The organism is Halotalea alkalilenta DSM 17697, from assembly GCF_000621205.1.
In the GTDB taxonomy this organism is placed as follows: domain Bacteria; phylum Pseudomonadota; class Gammaproteobacteria; order Pseudomonadales; family Halomonadaceae; genus Halotalea; species Halotalea alkalilenta.
In genome coordinates, this window is sequence record NZ_KK211235.1 from 51,868 (window position 1) to 69,349 (window position 17,482).

Annotated in this window: 16 protein-coding genes; 11 read left to right on the plus strand and 5 right to left on the minus strand. The window is 66.1% G+C overall.

Annotated elements, in window-relative coordinates:
- Positions 1-14: 14 nt before the first annotated feature.
- Positions 15-1,037, minus strand: a complete 1,023-nt coding sequence (locus tag Q376_RS23755) for an asparaginase (protein WP_052365585.1) — start codon at positions 1,035-1,037, stop codon at positions 15-17.
- 392 nt (positions 1,038-1,429) lie between these two features.
- On the opposite strand from Q376_RS23755, the gene cysP reads away from it, so the two are divergent.
- From cysP to Q376_RS23760, 4 genes are read left to right on the plus strand one after another with little or no spacing between them, the layout of a single operon-like run.
- Positions 1,430-2,464, plus strand: a complete 1,035-nt coding sequence (gene cysP / locus Q376_RS0120155) for a thiosulfate ABC transporter substrate-binding protein CysP (RefSeq protein WP_052365587.1) — start codon at positions 1,430-1,432, stop codon at positions 2,462-2,464.
- The gene (gene cysT, locus Q376_RS0120160) at positions 2,461-3,294 is read left to right on the plus strand and encodes a sulfate ABC transporter permease subunit CysT (protein ID WP_027351820.1); all 834 of its coding nucleotides are present in this window, start codon (positions 2,461-2,463) and stop codon (positions 3,292-3,294) included. Before cysP ends, cysT begins: the two co-directional genes overlap by 4 nt.
- A gap of 52 nt (positions 3,295-3,346) precedes the next feature.
- Positions 3,347-4,171: a sulfate ABC transporter permease subunit CysW gene (cysW, locus tag Q376_RS0120165; protein ID WP_027351821.1), complete on the plus strand. Its 825-nt coding sequence runs from the start codon at positions 3,347-3,349 to the stop codon at positions 4,169-4,171.
- 49 nt (positions 4,172-4,220) lie between these two features.
- On the plus strand, positions 4,221-5,327 hold the full coding sequence (locus Q376_RS23760; RefSeq protein WP_052365589.1) for a sulfate/molybdate ABC transporter ATP-binding protein: 1,107 nt from the start codon (positions 4,221-4,223) through the stop codon (positions 5,325-5,327).
- Here Q376_RS23760 and Q376_RS0120175 read toward each other — a convergent pair.
- The 3 genes from Q376_RS0120175 to Q376_RS0120185 form a co-directional block, all read right to left on the minus strand.
- On the minus strand, positions 5,324-5,962 hold the full coding sequence (locus tag Q376_RS0120175; protein ID WP_043449118.1) for a class I SAM-dependent methyltransferase: 639 nt from the start codon (positions 5,960-5,962) through the stop codon (positions 5,324-5,326). The two genes, Q376_RS23760 and Q376_RS0120175, sit on opposite strands and share 4 nt — an antisense overlap.
- A gap of 2 nt (positions 5,963-5,964) precedes the next feature.
- Positions 5,965-6,639 carry a TIGR04211 family SH3 domain-containing protein gene (locus tag Q376_RS0120180; protein WP_027351823.1) on the minus strand — a complete coding sequence of 225 codons (675 nt, stop codon included), beginning with the start codon at positions 6,637-6,639 and terminating at the stop codon, positions 5,965-5,967.
- A gap of 224 nt (positions 6,640-6,863) precedes the next feature.
- Positions 6,864-7,193 (minus strand): DUF1820 family protein, encoded by a 330-nt coding sequence (locus Q376_RS0120185; RefSeq protein ID WP_027351824.1) that lies wholly within the window; start codon positions 7,191-7,193, stop codon positions 6,864-6,866.
- A 440-nt stretch (positions 7,194-7,633) separates the two neighbouring features.
- Here Q376_RS0120185 and miaB point away from each other — a divergent pair, with 440 nt between their 5' ends.
- The 6 genes from miaB (at position 7,634) to Q376_RS23770 (ending at position 13,958) form a co-directional block, all read left to right on the plus strand.
- Positions 7,634-8,977, plus strand: a complete 1,344-nt coding sequence (miaB, locus tag Q376_RS0120190; protein ID WP_027351825.1) for a tRNA (N6-isopentenyl adenosine(37)-C2)-methylthiotransferase MiaB — start codon at positions 7,634-7,636, stop codon at positions 8,975-8,977.
- Between the two features lie 192 nt (positions 8,978-9,169).
- Positions 9,170-10,168 (plus strand): PhoH family protein, encoded by a 999-nt coding sequence (locus tag Q376_RS23765; protein WP_043449121.1) that lies wholly within the window; start codon positions 9,170-9,172, stop codon positions 10,166-10,168.
- Entirely contained in the window at positions 10,165-10,650 is a 486-nt protein-coding gene (gene ybeY, locus Q376_RS0120200) for an rRNA maturation RNase YbeY (protein ID WP_027351826.1), read from the plus strand. The genes Q376_RS23765 and ybeY overlap by 4 nt, the downstream gene beginning before the upstream one ends.
- Before the next feature lie 105 nt (positions 10,651-10,755).
- Positions 10,756-11,625, plus strand: a complete 870-nt coding sequence (locus Q376_RS0120205) for a CorC family transporter (RefSeq protein ID WP_027351827.1) — start codon at positions 10,756-10,758, stop codon at positions 11,623-11,625.
- Positions 11,626-11,718: 93 nt separating this feature from the next.
- Entirely contained in the window at positions 11,719-13,224 is a 1,506-nt protein-coding gene (gene lnt, locus Q376_RS0120210) for an apolipoprotein N-acyltransferase (RefSeq protein WP_052365591.1), read from the plus strand.
- Positions 13,221-13,958 (plus strand): YdcF family protein, encoded by a 738-nt coding sequence (locus Q376_RS23770; RefSeq protein ID WP_043449127.1) that lies wholly within the window; start codon positions 13,221-13,223, stop codon positions 13,956-13,958. Before lnt ends, Q376_RS23770 begins: the two co-directional genes overlap by 4 nt.
- 84 nt (positions 13,959-14,042) lie before the next feature.
- On the opposite strand, the gene Q376_RS23775 is transcribed toward Q376_RS23770, so the two are convergent.
- Entirely contained in the window at positions 14,043-14,609 is a 567-nt protein-coding gene (locus tag Q376_RS23775) for a zinc ribbon-containing protein (protein ID WP_043449130.1), read from the minus strand.
- A gap of 282 nt (positions 14,610-14,891) precedes the next feature.
- On the opposite strand from Q376_RS23775, the gene leuS reads away from it, so the two are divergent.
- On the plus strand, positions 14,892-17,471 hold the full coding sequence (gene leuS, locus Q376_RS0120225) for a leucine--tRNA ligase (protein WP_027351829.1): 2,580 nt from the start codon (positions 14,892-14,894) through the stop codon (positions 17,469-17,471).
- The last annotated feature ends 11 nt before the right edge of the window (positions 17,472-17,482 follow it).

Below are 17,482 nucleotides of genomic sequence, written 5' to 3' on the forward strand. Positions count from 1 at the left end.
GCGAGGCTTCGATTCTAGCAGCTAACTCCCGCAGGCTGGATGCTCTCCCCGCGTTCGCCGAGCACATCGCGCGCCAGCCAATCGCGACGCTGCGCGGCGTCCAGCTCGCTGCCCAACAGCCAATGCAGCTTGCCCAGCGCAGCTTCACGGGTCATCGCCCCGCCGCCGATGACCCCTATCTGCGCAAGCCTCGATCCGGCCGCGTAGGTGGAAAGGCTCACACCACCGCCATGGCACAGGCTGATCGCCACTACCAGCACACCGCGCGCGCAGGCCCGCTCGAGCACCGCGATCAGCGCCTGGTCTTCGCTAGGTGCCGTGCCGCTGCCGTAGCACTCGAGCACCAGGCCTTCGACGCCACCCGCGAGCATGCCCTCGAGCTGGGCCGCGGTGATGCCCGGGAACAGCTCCACCACCGCCACCCGTGCCGGACGACGCTCGGCGCGGGCGCGCAGCGCATCCGGCAGCGGCGGGCACTGCAGGCGTCCGGACGCGGCAAAGGCGGGCAGGAACGCCTCGCGTCCATGGCTCATCACTTTGCGACACGAGACACCAGCGAAGCTCTGGCCATGGAACTGCACCGTCAGCCGCTCGGGCGAGGCCACCGCCACTGTGCGAAGGCCGTCGAAGAAGTTCTCCCAAGCGTCGCTGCCGGCCACGCCGGCCGGCAGCATCGCGCCGGTGATCGCCACCGGCACCTCGATGCCGAGCAGCTGAAACGATAGCGCCGCGGCACTGTAGGCGAGCGTGTCGGTGCCGTGCAGGATCAGCACCCCGGACGCGCCCTCGTCGATCGCCAGCAGAGTCGCCTCGACCAACCGCCGCCAATGCCCCGGCGTCATGTTGGCGCTATCGATCAGCGGCGCTAGCTCGCGCAGCCGCCAAGGCGGAATCCCCGCCTCCTCTCGCTCGCGCTGTGCCTCACGGGCGCGGGCTTCGAACCCGCTGGCCGGCACCAGGCCAGTGTTCGAGGGCTGCATACCGATGGTGCCGCCGGTGTAGAGCACCTCGACGAAGGAGGATGGGGAGTCAGGCATGTCCGGGTTTCTCTGTTGCTGAACGTCTTGGCAGGTCGAAGAGCGCAGGATAGCCCGGCAGGCGGGCGCGCGGCGACCAGCCAATCGGCATGCGGGCTCCGAGCGCACAGACATTTATCTTAATCTTTTTTTAACTTCATCCAGGACCAGGCAGAGCGCCAGCGGACTGGGAGCGGCACCGTGACCATCGTCGCGATGACACCCAGCCCAATACCTGCTTGCTCTGACCAATGATGAATGTGCCTGGGCCTGCGCCCTCATCGACGGCGCTTCTTCATATATTCCAAACCGGAATAAAACCTTGGATTGTCATGACACTTGGTAGTCACTAGCCTATCGCACCAGATAGCACGCAGCCGCCCGCGTGCTTCCCCTTTTCTTCGAGGTCACCGATGAACATCCTATCCAAGCTCTCGACCCTGCGGCTCGGCGCAGGACTGCTCGGCGCCGCGACCCTGGGCCTGAGCCTTACCGCGCCCCTGTCCGCAAGCGCCGCCGAACGCACCCTGATGAACGCCTCCTACGACGTCTCGCGTGAACTGTTCACCGCGCTCAACCCGCCCTTCATCGAGCAGTGGCGCGAGGCGCATGGCGAGGAGGTCGAGATCCAGCAGTCCCATGCTGGCTCCTCGACCCAGGCGCGCTCGATCATCGAAGGGCTGCGCGCGGACGTGGTGACCTTCAACCAGACCACCGACATCGATGTGCTAGCCAACGCGGGACTCGTGGCCGAGGACTGGCAGAGCCGGCTGGCGGACAACAGCTCGCCATTCTATTCGACCATGGCGTTTTTGGTCCGTAAGGGTAATCCGAAAGGCATCGAGGACTGGCAGGACCTGGCCGAGGACGGCGTTCGGGTGGTGTTCCCCAACCCCAAGACCTCCGGCAACGCGCGCTACACCTATCTCGCCGCCTGGGCGGCGGCGGCACGTGAAAACGGCGGTGATGAAGTACAGACCGAAGCGTACATGCGCAAACTGCTCGCCAACGTGGCGGTGTTCGACACCGGCGGACGTGGCGCCACCACCTCGTTCGTCGAGCGCGGTATCGGCGACGTATTGATCAGCTTCGAATCCGAAGTGCAGAGCATCAGCCGCGAATATGGCGATGACAGCTACGAAGTGGTCGTACCGCCGGTCGACCTGCTCGCCGAGTTCCCGGTCGCCTGGGTCGACGACAGCGTGCGGCGCAACCAGACCGAGGATCTGGCCCGCGCCTACCTCGAGTATCTCTACTCGCCGGCCGCGCAGCGAATCATCGCCGAGCACAACTACCGGGTGCGCGATCCTGAGGTAGCGCGGGAGTTCTCCGATCGCTTCCCCGAAACCGAACTGCTCGACGTCAACCAGGAGTTCGGCGACTGGGATACGATCACCCGCACCCATTTCGCCTCCGGCGCCAAACTCGACCAGCTGCTGCGCAGATGATCGCACGTGCTCCCAAACGGGTGCTGCCGGGCTTCACCCTCTCGCTCGGCATCACCCTGCTGTATGTCAGCCTGATCCTGCTGCTACCGCTCAGCGGGCTGTTCGGCCAGCTCGCGACCCTCTCCTGGGCGCAGTACTGGACGATCATCACCGACTCACGCAACCTCGCCAGCTACCAGGTGACGGTGCTGAGCGCACTGGTGGCATCGGCCTTCAACATGGTGTTCGGGCTGCTCTGCGCCTGGGTGCTGGTGCGCTACGAGTTCCCCGGCAAGCGCCTGCTCGACGCGCTGATGGACCTGCCCTTCGCGCTGCCCACCGCGGTGGCCGGGATCACGCTGGCGACGCTCTACGCCGGCAACGGCGCGATCGGCCAGTTCCTCGGCTTCCAGGTCTCCTACAGCTGGCTAGGGATCGTGGTGGCGATGGCATTCACCAGCGTGCCGTTCGTGGTGCGCACGGTGCAGCCGGTGCTCGAGGAGCTGCCGAACGAGGTCGACGAAGCGGCGATGACCCTCGGCGCGGGCACCCTCTACGCCTTTCGCCGGGTGATCTTCCCGCACATATGGCCGGCGCTGCTGACCGGTACCGGCCTCGCCTTCGCCCGCTCGCTCGGCGAGTACGGGGCGGTGATCTTCATCGCCGGCAACATGCCCTACCAGACCGAGATCACCGCGCTGATGATCGTCACCCGGCTCGAGGAGTACGACTACGCGGCGGCGGCGGCGATCGCCTCGCTGGTGCTGTTCACCTCGCTGGCGCTGCTGCTGGCGATCAACCTCTGGCAGGCACGCTTCTTCCGCCGCCTGCACGGGAGTACCGGCGCATGAGCCAAGGACGTGTCGAGAACCAGCCACCGAGGATCGACGAGGAGAGCTGCCCATGCGCCGCATAGGCGATTCGACACCGGTGCGGGTGACGCTGATCCTGCTCGCGGTGGTGCTTTCAGCGCTGGTACTGCTGGTCCCGCTGGTGGCGATCGTGTTCGAAGCCTTCGCCCGGGGGATCGGTCCATTCATCACCAACCTGACCGACTACTTCACCGTCCAGGCGATCTGGCTGACGCTCTTGATCGCGGTGATCACCGTGCCGGTCAACCTGGTGTTCGGGATCTTCCTCGCCTGGCTGGTGACGCGGTTCAGCTTTCCCGGCCGGCGGCTGCTGCAGACCCTGATCGATATCCCGTTCGCGGTCTCGCCAGTCATCGCGGGGCTCCTGTACCTGCTGCTCTATGGCCGCAACGGCTGGCTCGGCCAGTGGCTCGACGGCCATGACGTGCAGCTGATGTTCGCCTGGCCCGGCATGCTGCTGGTGACGATATTCGTCACCTGCCCGTTCGTCGCTCGCGAACTGATCCCGCTGATGCAGGCGCAGGGCAGCCGCGAAGAGGAAGCCGCGGTAACCCTCGGTGCCAACGGCTGGACGCTGTTTCGCCGGGTCACCCTGCCCAACGTGCGCACCGCGCTGATCTATGGCGTGATCCTCACCAACGCCCGGGCGATGGGAGAGTTCGGCGCGGTGTCGGTGGTCTCCGGCGCGATTCGCGGCCAGACTTTGACCCTGCCGCTGATGGTCCAGCAGCTCTACCAGGACTACAACACCGTCGGCGCCTTCGTCGCCGCCCTGCTGCTCGCGGTGCTGGCGGTACTGACGCTGGTGGTCAAGGCGCTGCTCGACACCTACGCCGCGCGCAAGCACGCACCATGACCGCGCCACTCTCGAACGCCCAGCGCTCGCCATTCACAGGTTCGTCTTCATGAGCATCAATATCGACCAGGTGTCGCGTCGCTTCGGCACCACCACCGCACTCCATCCCACCACGCTTTCGATCGGCAACGGCGAGCTGGTCGGCCTGCTGGGGCCTTCGGGGTCGGGCAAGACCACCCTGATGCGGATCATCGCCGGCCTCGAACAGCCAAGCGAGGGACGGGTGCTGTTCGGCGAACGCGACGTCACCCGCCTCCACGTGCGCCATCGCCGGGTCGGCTTCGTATTCCAGCACTATGCGCTGTTTCGCCATATGAGCGTGTTCGAGAACGTCGCCTTCGGGCTGCGCGCTCGCCCACGCGCCGAACGCCCGAGCAACGAAGAGATCAAGCGCCGTGTCTTCGCGCTGCTCGAGCGCGTGCAGCTCGAAAAGCTCGCCTCGCGCCTGCCGGCGCAGCTCTCCGGCGGCCAGCAGCAGCGGGTATCGCTGGCTCGGGCACTCGCGGTGGAGCCCGAGGTGCTGCTGATGGATGAACCCTTCGGGGCGCTCGACGCCAAGGTCCGCGTAGAGCTGCGTCGCTGGCTGCGCCATCTGCATGCGGAGCTGGGCTTCACCTGCGTGTTCGTCACCCATGACCAGGAAGAGGCGCTGGAGCTCTCCGATCGCGTGGTGGTGATGAGCCAGGGGCGGATCGAGCAGGTCGACGAGCCGACGCGGCTCTATCGTCGTCCGATCAACCGCTTCGTGTTCGAATTCCTCGGTGAGACCAATGCGCTGAGTGGCGAGGTGCGCAATGGCCACCTGGCGCTGGGGGAAAACGCCGGACTCGACCTGCCAGGCGTGGCGGACGGGCCGGTGGAACTGCTGCTGCGCCCCCATGAGGTCGCCCTCGCCACCTCACCGAGCGCCGGCGCGCGGCTGCCGGTGACGGTCAGCGCGATCGCCCCAGTGGGCGCGGAGGTACGCCTCGAGCTCGAGGTGACGTGGAGCACGCAGCCCTGGCAGGCCACCCTCTCCCACGCTGAGTTCGAGCGCGCAGGGATAACGCGCGGCACGCGCTGCTATGCACTGCCGCAGCAGCTGCGGCGCGTCGACGAGGCCAGCGGCGCGCTGGTCGACATGCCGCTGCCGAACCAAGGCAGCGACCGGCCCTAGCCCCGATTCCCCTTGCGCTCGAGCCGCCAGGCGAATTCCTCGGTCCCGGCGGCGTCGACTCCCCGGCCGAGCGCGCGGAGCCTGAAGTTGGCGCCGAACAGCCGCGCGAGCTCCTCCTCATCGACCAGGTAGGGCGGGCCCTCGCCCGCCCTACCTGGTCGATGCACGGTGATCAATAGACCGACCGCCCCCGGCGCGCAGAGCTGCGCCAGGACCACCGCGTAGCGCATGCGCGTCGGCGCCGGCAGCGCGACCAGGGCGGCGCGGTCGTAGAAGGCCATGCGACCATGGTTGCCGAGCGGCAGATGGAAGATATCCGCACGCCACAGGGTGATGCGCCCGAGCCTCAGCCCGTCGATCCCTTCATGGCGCAAACGCTCGGGTACCCGTGGGTCTTCGGCGGCGAAGCCTGCCAGTGCGGCCGCGACCCGATCGACACCTGTGACCGAATGGCCACGCCCCTCGAGCCAGCGCATGTCGACGGACTTGCCGCAAAGCGGCACCAGCACGTCGCTATCGCGAGCCACGCCGAGGCTCGGCCAGTACCCGGCCAGCATCGGATGCACTGCGTCCCGATGAAAGCCGATCCGCCCCTCGCTCCAGCGCGCCTGCCATTCGTCCCCGGCGTCGTCCATGCTCAGAACCAGCGGTCACGCCGCTTCTTGCGACCGCCGGTGAGCGCCGGCAGGATCAAACCGGCGAGCAGGCCCGCGCCGGCCACGCCGCCGCCGTAGACGAAGTAGCGCATCAGCACCTGCTGGCGCTCATCGCCAAGCTGCGCCTTGAGCTCACGGACCTCGGACTGGGTGCTGGTGAGTTCGCGATCGAGCTGGCTGCGGCTGGCCTCGAGTTCGTCGATTCTCGCCCGACGCGCTTCCAGCGTCTCGGTCATGCCCTCGACCTTGGCTTCCCAGGTCTGGTTGATGTTGGCGAGCTGCTCGCTGAGCTCGTTCGCCCGCTGCTCGAGCTCGGGCACGCGTTCGGCCGGGCCCGGCTGGTCCTGCAGTTCGTCGCTGCGAATCCATACGGTGTCACCGTTGGCGCCGCGCACCTGGCTGTAGTCGCCCTGGGTGGCGACCAGCTCGACCCGCTGGCCGGCGCGCAGCGCGCCCACGATGCGATAGCCATCGGTCGGCCCGCTGCGTACGAAAGTGGTGAGCTGATCGCTCACCCAGCGCTGGCTTTCATCGGAGGGCGCTTGCTGGGCGTGGGCCGGGGAGAGGATGAGCCCCGCGCAGAGCGCAGGCGCCAGCAGCAGGCCACGAAGGCCGCGGATGGCGTGGAGAGGTCGGGTATCTCGGATCGTGGACATGGAAGACTATCGTGCTCGAATTCAGTGAATGTGAACGGAAAGGCCACGGGGTCGCATCGATACGTCCTGTCCATGATCGACCGCCAACGGACCACGCCACCGGCGACCGCGTATCCACAGAAGCTGTGGATAACATCCTGGACAAGCACTGGGCGGAAGCGTGCGACCTGCCTTCCCCTGGGGCCCGGTCACGTTTTGGTCAAAAAACGTTCATGCCTGCGTCCTCACTCCTGCCCGCGCGGCGGCCACTGGCTGGGCATCGGGAAGTTGGCGATCTTGCCGTCCGATTTGAAGCTCTTCGCCTCGCCCTCGCGCTCGACCTCGTCGATGCGCAGGATGGCGTTGATCGGCAGATAGCTGCGCTTGACCCCATCGAAGGTGCGACGCAGCTTGTCGTTCCCTGGATCGATCACGAGCTTCGAGGCGTCGGTGAAGACGAACTCCTCGACCTCGACGAATCCCCAGAGATCGCTCTGATAGATCTCCCGGGCGTAGAGCTCCCAGACTTCACCTTGCTGATGAACGACGACGCGATAAATGGGCTTCGAGGCCATTGCTTCCTTCAAGATTTTTCGGGGCACGACGGGCCTCGAGATGGCCCTGGGCGCAGGGTGAGTCTGACCAGACCGGCGTCGACCACGCCTGCGGAAAACAGGACGCATCGGCCGGAAGGATTCTAACGGAGCCCGGCGCCGGCGCAGTGGGGCTTCGCGCAACGGCTTGTAACGAGTTCGAAATCAAATGTGACGTGGGATGTTTCGACCAGGCAAGCCTCATCCAAGCATCGGGTAACGCCGGGCTCGAGCCGCGATTCTATCATGCTGGCCGTGCTGGTCGCAGGGGAGCGCCATACGTATAATGGCGCGCCCTGGGGCTGGTACACTTTCAGGCCCAGTTTCCCGTTCAGTACCGATACAGACCCCTTATCACTGATGGCGCGCCGGCGATGCGGTAAGCAAGGCGTGCCCGACTCCGACGACCAGGCTTGCACGACATGGCGAAGAAGCTCTTCATCAAGACCCACGGCTGCCAGATGAACGAGTACGACTCGGCGCGGATGGCGGACCTGCTCGGCGAATCCCACCGCCTCGAGATCACCCATGACGAGCACGAGGCGGACGTGATCCTGCTCAACACTTGCTCGATCCGCGAGAAGGCGCAGGAGAAGGTGTTCCACCAGCTCGGCCGCTGGAAGCGCCTCAAGGCCGCCAAGCCCGACCTGGTGATCGGGGTCGGCGGCTGCGTGGCGAGCCAGGAAGGCGATAACATCCGCCGCCGCGCGCCCCACGTCGACCTGGTGTTCGGCCCCCAGACCCTGCACCGGGTACCGGAGATGATCGACAGCCGCCAGAGCGGGCAGATCTCGGTGGTCGACGTCACCTTCCCCGAGATCGAGAAGTTCGACCGGCTGCCGGCACCCAAGAGCGACGGCGCCAGCGCCTTCGTCTCGGTGATGGAGGGCTGCTCGAAGTACTGCTCGTTCTGCGTGGTGCCCTACACCCGGGGAGAGGAGATCTCCCGTCCGTTCGAGAGCGTGATCGACGAAGTCGCCCACCTCGCCGAGCAGGGCGTGCGCGAGATCAACCTGCTGGGCCAGAACGTCAACGCCTATCGCGGCCTCGACCAGCTCGACGAAGAGGTCGATCTCGCCGAGCTGATCGCCACGATCGCCGGGATCGAGGGCATCGACCGGATCCGCTTCACCACCTCTCATCCGGTCGAGTTCAGCGACAGCTTGATCCAGGCCTATGCCGAGGTGCCCGAGCTGGTCAGCCACCTGCACCTGCCAGTGCAGTCGGGGTCGGATCGGATCCTCACCCTGATGAAGCGCGGCCACGGGCGCGAGGAGTACATCGCCAAGCTCGAACGGATCCGCGCCCTGCGCCCGGAGATCAGCTTCTCCTCCGACTTCATCGTCGGCTTTCCCGGCGAGACCGAGGAGGACTTCGAGCAGACCATGGACCTGATCGAGCGAATCGGCTTCGACCACTCGTTCAGCTTCGTCTACTCCAAGCGCCCGGGCACCCCCGCCTCCGCGCTGCCCGACGACACGCCCGAGGCGGTCAAGAAGGAGCGCCTGGCACGGCTGCAGGCGAGGATCAACCAGCAGGCGATGCAGATCTCCCGGCGCATGGTCGGCAGGCTCGAACGGGTGCTGGTGACGGGCTTCTCGCCGCGCGACCCGGGAGAGCTGTCGGCGCGGACCGAGAACAACAGGGTGGTCAACTTCAAGGCGGCCAATCCGATCGAGCTGATCGGCCATTTCGTCGATGTCGAGATCACCGAGGCCTACGCCAACTCGCTGCGCGGGGAGCTCGCCTCACCGCAGCGTTTCTGAGCCACCCCGCCCGACGATCGTTGAATGTTCATGCACCTTCAGGCGGTCCGAATGGCGCTTGTATTTCGCCGCTCGGGCCACCACATTCAAATCGTCGACCGGGCTTGCGCGATGCGACTAAAAGCGTGCGTTTGCAAAGCCGGCCCGCCGCAGTAATCTGACACCCTACTTCCTCGTTCAGGACGACGCCCCTTGAGCCAAAACGCCGCAACGAGTCATCGCATCCTGCAACTCTCCCTGGAACCCAACGATCCGCTGCGCCTCGCCACCCTGTGCGGCCAGCAGGACGAGAACCTGAAGCTGGTAGAAGATCGTCTCGACGTCACCATCCGCAACCGTGGCAACACCTTCCAGCTCGCCGGGCCCCAGCCGCAGGTCAGGGCGGCGGCGAACGTGCTCGAGCAGCTCTACCGCGAGACCGACGGCAGCGAGCTGCCGCCCGACACCGTGCATCTGTTCCTCCAGGAGTCGGGGATGAAATCGAGCGGCGACGAAACCCAGGAGCTGGCCAGCAGCGAGGTGATCATCCGCACCTCGAAAATGATGATCAAACCCCGCGGCCACAACCAGCAGAACTACGTCAACGCGGTGCGCAGCCACGACATCAACTTCGGCGTCGGCCCGGCCGGTACCGGCAAGACCTATCTGGCGGTGGCCGCCGCGGTCGAGGCGCTCAACCAGCAGCGGGTGCAGCGCATCCTGCTGGTGCGCCCCGCGGTCGAGGCCGGCGAGAAGCTCGGCTTCCTGCCCGGCGACCTGGCACAGAAGATCGACCCCTACCTGCGCCCGCTCTACGACGCGCTCTACGAGATGATCGGCTTCGAGCAGGTCGGCAAGCTGATCGAGCGCCAGGTGATCGAGATCGCCCCGCTCGCCTACATGCGCGGACGCACGCTGAACAACGCCTTCATCATCCTCGACGAGAGCCAGAACACCACCCGCGAGCAGATGAAGATGTTCCTCACCCGCATCGGCTTCGGCTCGACCGCGGTGATCACCGGCGACATCACCCAGATCGACCTGCCGCGCGGGATAAGCTCAGGGCTCACCCACGTGCTCGGCGTGCTCGACGGCGTCCCGGGCATCAGCTTCACCCGCTTCCTGTCGAAGGACGTAGTGCGCCATCCTCTGGTACAGCGCATCATCGAGGCCTATGACAGCTTCGAACAGCAGAGCGAGCAGCCATCTTGAACGCCGACGCAGAGTTACGATCGGGCCAGGTCGACCTGCAGCTGGCGGTGGCTTTCGAGCCGCTGCCCGATGAGGAAGATCTGGCCCGCTGGGTGGGTCTGGTACTGATGGCGCACCCCGCCGAAACCCGCGACGAGCTCACCGTGCGCTTCGTCGAGGAGGCCGAGAGCCGCGAGCTCAACCGCGACTATCGCGGCAAGGATGCCTCGACCAACGTGCTCTCCTTCCCCTTCGAAGCGCCCCCTGGCATCGACCTGCCGCTGCTCGGGGACCTAGTGATCAGCCCCCATGTGGTCGAGCGCGAAGCGCTCGAACAGGGCAAACCGCTGGCGCACCACTTCGCCCACATGGTGATCCACGGCACCCTGCACCTGCTGGGCTACGACCATATCGAGGACGATGAGGCCGAAAGGATGGAGACACTGGAGCGTGAGCTGCTCGCGCGCCTGTCGATCCCGGACCCTTATCGCGACGACGCATGACCTACCAACGATTTCCACGCCCGCGGCGATCATCCCGACGCCGGCGGGCCTTCCACCCCGCGCTCCACCATGCGCACTCCCTCACGAGGACAAGAGACCACCGCCATGAGCGATGACCGATCGGCTGAGCAGAACGGCAAGAATTGGCTCGAAAGACTGCTCGGTGCTTTTTCAAGCGACAGTGAAGAACCGACCAGCCGCGCCGAACTTCTCCAGTTTCTCCGCCAGACCGCGCCACGCTTCGATCTCGACTCCGACGGGCTGTCGATCATCGAAGGAGCGTTCGAGATCAGCGACCAGCAGGTCCGCGAAGTGATGATCCAGCGCTCCCAGATCGAGGTGATCCGGATCAACCAGGCGCCGAGCGAGTACCTGCCGATGATCCACGAATCGGGCCACTCCCGGTACCCGGTGATTGGCGACGACCTCGACGACGTACTCGGCATCCTGCTGGTCAAGGACCTGCTTCCGCTGATCATGCGCCCCGAGAGCGAACGCGATGCTTTCGATCTCTCAAGCGTACTGCGCCCGGCGACCTTCATTCCCGAGTCCAAGCGCCTCAACAGCCTGCTCAAGGAGTTTCGCGACACCCACAGCCACATGGCGGTGGTGGTCGACGAATACGGCGGCACCGCGGGCATCGTCACCATCGAAGACATCCTCGAGCAGATCGTCGGCGACATCGAAGACGAGCACGACGTCGACGACGAGGATGAAATCCGCGAGCTCGGCGACGGCAGCTATGCGATCAAGGCGATCCTCAGCATCGAGGATTTCAACGAGCGTTTCGCCACCGAGTTCCCCGACGAGGAATTCGATACCATCGGCGGGCTGGTGATGCAGCGCTTCGGCCACCTCCCCGAGCGAAACGAGAGCACCGACCTCGAAGGCTGGCGCTTTACCGTGACCAACGCCGACAATCGCCGGCTGCGCTGGCTGAAAGCCGAAAGGATCGCCGATCCCGATCAAGCGTGATCAGCGCCTGAACCAAAGCTCCAACCGGGCCGCGAGCATCGCGGCCCGGCGTTTCAGCTGCCCGGCGGCATTTGCCGCCGACAAGGAAGTCCGATGTCCTCGATCCTCCATCGCGGCTGGCTCGCAGCCCTCGCAGCCCTAGCCCTGGGTGCGCTCACCACGCTGACCTTCGCCCCGTTCGAACTTTGGTGGCTGGGCCCTCTGATCTGCGCACCGCTCTATGGTTTGCTGCGAGGCACCCGGCCGCGCCGCGGCATGCTGATCGGCTGGAGCTACGGGTTCGGGCTGTTCGGCGCCGGCGCCTCCTGGGTCTACGTCTCGATCCACGACTACGGCTACACCAGCATGCCGCTGGCGGCGGTGCTGACCCTGCTGTTCGCCCTCGGCCTCGCGCTTTTCTACCTGATCGGCGCGGCCTTCTACCGCCTACTCTCTCCACGACCGTCGGTGGTCGAGCCCTTGACCTTCGCCGCCGCCTGGACCCTTGGCGAAGTGTTCCGTGGCTGGTTCCTCACCGGCTTCCCCTGGCTCTACCTCGGCAGCGCCCACGTCGAGAGCCCGCTTGCAGGCTTCGCGCCGATCGGCGGCGTCTACCTGATCAGCTTCCTGGTCGCGCTTTCCGGCGCCCTGCTCTGGCACCTGGCCGTGCGTCGCCGTGCGCTCGCGCTGATACCGCTGGCGGCGATCTGGCTGGCCGGCAGCGCGCTGCCAACCCAATGGCTCAGCCCCGATCCGCGACCGATCCCGGTGGCGCTGGTCCAGGGCGACCTACCGCAGCTGACCAAGTGGAGCCCTGAAGGCCAGCGCACCGCGGTCAACACCTATCTGCGCCTGACCCGCGAACAGGCCGGTGAGGCGGAGCTTGTGATCTGGCCCGAAACCGCGCTGCCGATGTTCGAGGAGCAGGCGATGCCGTTCTACCAGCTCGCCCAGGCCAACATGCGCCCGGGCAGCAGCCTGGTCACCGGCGTACTGACGCGCAGCAATGGACTGTTCCACAACAGCATGATCGCCCTCGACCAGCAGACGGAGGGCGGCATGACCCGCAGCGAGTACCAGAAGCATCGACTGGTGCCGTTCGGCGAGTACGTGCCGCTCGAGGGGCTGCTGCGCGGCCTGCTGGCGTTCTTCGACATGCCCACCTCGCACATGTCGCCTGGCCCCGCCGATCAGCAGCCACTTCGCGCCGATGGGCTGCGCCTGGGCGCGGCGATCTGCTATGAAATCGTCTATCCCGACCTGGTGCGCGACCAGGCGCGCCAATCGAACATCCTGGTGACGATCTCCAACGACACCTGGTTCGGCCACTCGATCGGTCCGCTCCAGCACATGCAGATGGCGCAGATGCGCGCGCTCGAGAACAATCGCTACCTGCTGCGCGCGACCAGCAACGGCCTGACCGCAGTGGTCGGCCCGGACGGACGGATTCTTGCCCAGATCGCCCGCTTCGAACCCGGGGTACTCACCTTCGAGGCCCATGCGGTCGAAGGGCTGACGCCATTCACCCGCACCGGCAGCCTGCCGATCGTACTGGTATCGATCGTGCTGGTCGCCGCCGGCGCGCTGCTCTCACGCCGGCGCGGTGGTGCCTCTCGATGAGCACCTCGCTGCTCGCGGTGCTCAAATCGATCGTACTGCCGCCGGGGGGGCTGGTCACCGCGCTGCTGTTCGCGGCACTGCTGTGGCGCTGGTGGCCACGAGCAGCGATCGCGTTCGCCTTCGCCGTCTCCCTGGCGTTCATCGCCCTGTGCATGCCACGGGTTAGCCTGTGGCTCAGCGCACCGATCGAACGGATCGCTCCGGCACCGGCCAGCGACTGGCGCGGAGCGCAGGCGATCGTGGTGCTCGGCGGCGGACGTGCGTCGGCGCTGCCGGGGCGATCTCGCGAGCGGGTCAACCTGGACACCTTCGCCCGGATCGCCGAGGCGGCGCGTATCTCCCGCCATACCCGCCTGCCGATCCTAGTGACCGGCGGCCGACCCGGCGGCGAGCGGCGCTCCGAGGCGCAGCTGATGAACGACGCGCTGATCGAGACCTTCGGCATGCCGCCGCGCTGGCTCGAGAACCACAGCCACAACACCCGGGAAAACGCGCTCTACAGCGCCTTGATCCTGCGCGAGCACGAGGTGCGCAAGGTGATCCTGGTCACCTCTGCGTTCCACATGGCCCGCGCGGAGCGCAACTTCGAGCGTCTCGGCTTCGAAGTGGTGCCCGCGCCAGTGAGCTTCTCGAGCGCCCCACCAGGGCTGCGAGGCTGGCTGCCTTCCTCCCTGGGCCTGGCCCAGAGCCAGCGAGCGCTGCACGAGTATCTCGGCTGGATCGCCGGGCGCTGAGCGGCGCAAAACGGCAAGGCGGCCACGAGGGCCGCCTTGCGCAGGGGTGAACGAACTGGGTGGGACCCGGGCCGTACCCCGCGGCTACTCCAGTTCCTCGGCGGTCATCGGCGCCCGCTTGAAGAAGCGGTGGCCACAGCTGTGGCAGGGCTCGAGCCGGCTGATCGCGGTGATCGTCACGCGCTCGCCGCAGTGGACGCAGCCTAACCGACCGGGAGCGATCACTTCGCCTTCACAGTAGTCGGCCTGGGCCGCTTCGAGCTGCTCGTCGAAGCGCTGCAGATCGAGCGTGGTGCGATCAGCCACGCCGAACAGCGCATTGCGTACCTGTTCGGAAATCACATCGACATCGATGCCCAGCCACTGGGCGACGCTGCCGCCCCCGCTGGCCAGATAGCCGCCGAGCTCGCTGACGTCCCGGCGAACCCACTCGCGCAGCAGCGCGAGCTCATCCTTGGTGTATTCGGTGAGCTCGGCTTCGAAGTTCACCGCCTCATCGAGCTGGCGCTCGAAACCCTCGCGCCCGCGCTCCACTTCACCGGCGTCACGCCTCACCCCAAGCCGCTCGAGGATACGCTGATAGCCGCTTTCGAGCCGTGCTGGCCGCGGTTCGACCTCTGGCTTCGAGTCGCCGCCTTTCACTTCGTTCATCGCATGGCTCCTTCTTCAACTGATCGATCTGGTCAGGCACTCGCGCAAGAGCGAATCCATCCCGCCTCATCCACTCGCAGTATAGCGGGACGGCGCTACCTGTCGCGGGTCGTCTAAGGTATGCTTGTTCCCCACTATTTTCGCGCTCTGGCCGCGTCGGCCATGCAGCGCAGCGTGCGCTCCTCGGCGCCGCTCAACGGCCCCGGCCCGACCCCACCCGCCTCTCGCGGGCCATACGCGCCACCGGCCGGCCCCCAAACCTCAAGGTGTCAAGATCAAGCGATGGATGCACAGTACTCCCCCTTCGAAGTCGAACGCAGCGCGCAGCAGTATTGGGAAAAGAACCGCTGCTTCAAAGCGGTGGAGGATGCCAACCGCGAGAAATTCTACTGCCTGAGCATGTTCCCCTACCCTAGCGGCAAGCTGCACATGGGGCATGTGCGCAACTACACCATCGGCGACGTGATCGCCCGTTTCCAGCGCATGCAGGGCAAGAACGTGCTCCAGCCGATGGGGTGGGACGCTTTCGGCATGCCGGCGGAGAACGCCGCGATCAAGCATCGCGTGCCCCCGGCCAAGTGGACCTACGACAACATCGACTACATGCGCACCCAGCTCAAGGCGCTCGGCTTCGCCTACGACTGGGACCGTGAGCTCGCCACCTGCGACGTCGACTACTACCGCTGGGAACAGTGGTTCTTCGCCAAGCTGGTCGAGAAGGGACTGGTCTACAAGAAGAACTCGAGCGTCAACTGGGACCCGGTGGACCAGACCGTTCTGGCCAACGAGCAGGTGATCGACGGGCGCGGCTGGCGCTCCGGCGCCAAGGTGGAGCGTCGCGAGATCCCGCTGTGGTTCTTGAAGATCACCGACTACGCAGAAGAGCTGCTCGCCGATCTCGACCAGGTCGCCTGGCCCGAGCAGGTCAAGACCATGCAGCGCAACTGGATCGGTAAGTCCAAGGGCGTGGAGCTCGATTTCGAGGTCGCCGAGGTCGCGGCCGAGCATTCCAAGCTCACCGTTTTCACCACCCGCCCCGACACGCTGATGGGGGTCACCTACCTCGCGGTGGCCGCCGACCATCCGATCGCCCGGCTCGCCTCCGAGCTCGACCCCAAGCTGCTCGCCTTCCGCGAGGAGTGCCGTGCCGGTGGCACCTCCGAAGCCGACATGGCGACGATGGAGAAGAAAGGGCTGGATACCGGCTATCGCGCCCGCCATCCGCTGACCGGCAGGCAGGTGCCGATCTACGTCGCCAACTTCGTACTGATGGAGTACGGCACCGGTGCGGTGATGGCGGTACCGGCACACGACCAGCGCGACTGGGAGTTCGCCACCAAGTACGGCCTGCCCATCGAGCCGGTGGTCAGCGACCTCGACGGCAACGTGCCCGACCTCAGCGAGGGCGCCTATACCGAACACGGCCAGCTGATCAACTCGGGCGAGTTCGACGAGATGCTGTTCGACGAGGCCTTCGACGCCATCGCCAAGCGCCTCGAGAAGGAGGGACGCGGCCGGGTGCGGATCAACTTCCGCCTGCGCGACTGGGGTGTGGCACGCCAGCGGTACTGGGGCGCGCCGATCCCGGTCAAGTACGGCCCCGAAGGCCAGACCGTGCCGCTGACCGACGACGAGCTGCCGGTCCGGCTGCCGACCGAAGTGGAGATCGATGCCACCGGCTCGCCGCTCAAGCGGCTGCGCTCCTTCTACGAGCTCGGTGACGGCTGGACCCGCGAGACCGACACCTTCGACACCTTCATGGAGTCGTCGTGGTACTACGCCCGTTTCTGCTGCGCCGACAATATGGAAGCGATGCTCGACGAGCGCGCCCGCTACTGGCTGCCGGTCGATATCTACATCGGCGGCATCGAGCATGCGATCCTCCACCTGCTCTACGCACGCTTCTTCCACAAGCTGATGCGCGATTTCGGCCTGGTCGACTGCGACGAGCCGTTCCAGCGCCTGCTCACCCAGGGCATGGTGGTCGCCGAGACCTACTATCGCGAGGAGCCCAACGGCGCCAAGAGCTGGTTCAATCCGCTCGAGGTCGAAGTGACCCGCGACGACAAGGGCCGTCCGGTATCCGCGGTGCTCGCAAGCGACGGTCAGCCGGTGGAAATGGCCGGCATCGAGAAGATGTCGAAGTCGAAGAACAACGGCGTCGACCCCCAGTCGATGATCGATCGCTTCGGCGCTGACACCGTGCGGCTGTTCATGATGTTCGCCGCCCCGCCGGAGCAGTCGCTCGAGTGGTCGGACGCCGGCGTCGAGGGTGCCCATCGTTTCCTCAAGCGGCTGTGGAAACTGGCTCACGAGCACCTGGCCCAGGGCGAGCCGGGGCACATCGTCGCCTCCGAGCTGACCGAAGCCCAGCGGGACCTGCACCGCAAGACCCACGAGACGATCAAGAAGTGCACCGACGACATCGGCCGGCGCACCACTTTCAACACCGCGATCGCCGCGGTGATGGAGCTGACCAACGCGATCGCCAAGTTCGATGACGATAGCCTTCAGGGGCTGGCGGTGGCGCGCGAGGCGATCGAGGCCTGCGTGCTGGTCCTCTCCCCGATCACCCCGCACGTCTGCCATACGCTGTGGCAGGCGCTCGGGCATGAGGAAGCGGTGATCGACGCACGCTGGCCCAGCGTCGACGAGAAAGCACTCGAGCGCGACAGCATCACCCTGGTGGTGCAGATCAACGGCAAGCTGCGCGCCCAGCTGGTACTGCCTGCGGATGCCGACCGGGTCACGGTCGAATGCGAGGCCCTGGCCAACGAGAACGTCCAGCGCCATCTCGAAGGCAAGACGATCCGCAAGGTGATCGTGGTGCCGGGCAAGCTGGTCAACATCGTCGCCTCCTGAACCGAAACCCC

Coding starts and splice junctions, on each gene's coding strand:
- Q376_RS23755 (WP_052365585.1), bottom strand. CDS start 1,037: ATGCCTGACTCCCCATCCTCCTTCGTCGAGGTGCTCTACACCGGCGGC.
- cysP (WP_052365587.1), top strand. CDS start 1,430: ATGAACATCCTATCCAAGCTCTCGACCCTGCGGCTCGGCGCAGGACTG.
- cysT (WP_027351820.1), top strand. CDS start 2,461: ATGATCGCACGTGCTCCCAAACGGGTGCTGCCGGGCTTCACCCTCTCG.
- cysW (WP_027351821.1), top strand. CDS start 3,347: ATGCGCCGCATAGGCGATTCGACACCGGTGCGGGTGACGCTGATCCTG.
- Q376_RS23760 (WP_052365589.1), top strand. CDS start 4,221: ATGAGCATCAATATCGACCAGGTGTCGCGTCGCTTCGGCACCACCACC.
- Q376_RS0120175 (WP_043449118.1), bottom strand. CDS start 5,962: ATGGACGACGCCGGGGACGAATGGCAGGCGCGCTGGAGCGAGGGGCGG.
- Q376_RS0120180 (WP_027351823.1), bottom strand. CDS start 6,639: ATGTCCACGATCCGAGATACCCGACCTCTCCACGCCATCCGCGGCCTT.
- Q376_RS0120185 (WP_027351824.1), bottom strand. CDS start 7,193: ATGGCCTCGAAGCCCATTTATCGCGTCGTCGTTCATCAGCAAGGTGAA.
- miaB (WP_027351825.1), top strand. CDS start 7,634: ATGGCGAAGAAGCTCTTCATCAAGACCCACGGCTGCCAGATGAACGAG.
- Q376_RS0120205 (WP_027351827.1), top strand. CDS start 10,756: ATGAGCGATGACCGATCGGCTGAGCAGAACGGCAAGAATTGGCTCGAA.
- lnt (WP_052365591.1), top strand. CDS start 11,719: ATGTCCTCGATCCTCCATCGCGGCTGGCTCGCAGCCCTCGCAGCCCTA.
- Q376_RS23770 (WP_043449127.1), top strand. CDS start 13,221: ATGAGCACCTCGCTGCTCGCGGTGCTCAAATCGATCGTACTGCCGCCG.
- Q376_RS23775 (WP_043449130.1), bottom strand. CDS start 14,609: ATGAACGAAGTGAAAGGCGGCGACTCGAAGCCAGAGGTCGAACCGCGG.
- leuS (WP_027351829.1), top strand. CDS start 14,892: ATGGATGCACAGTACTCCCCCTTCGAAGTCGAACGCAGCGCGCAGCAG.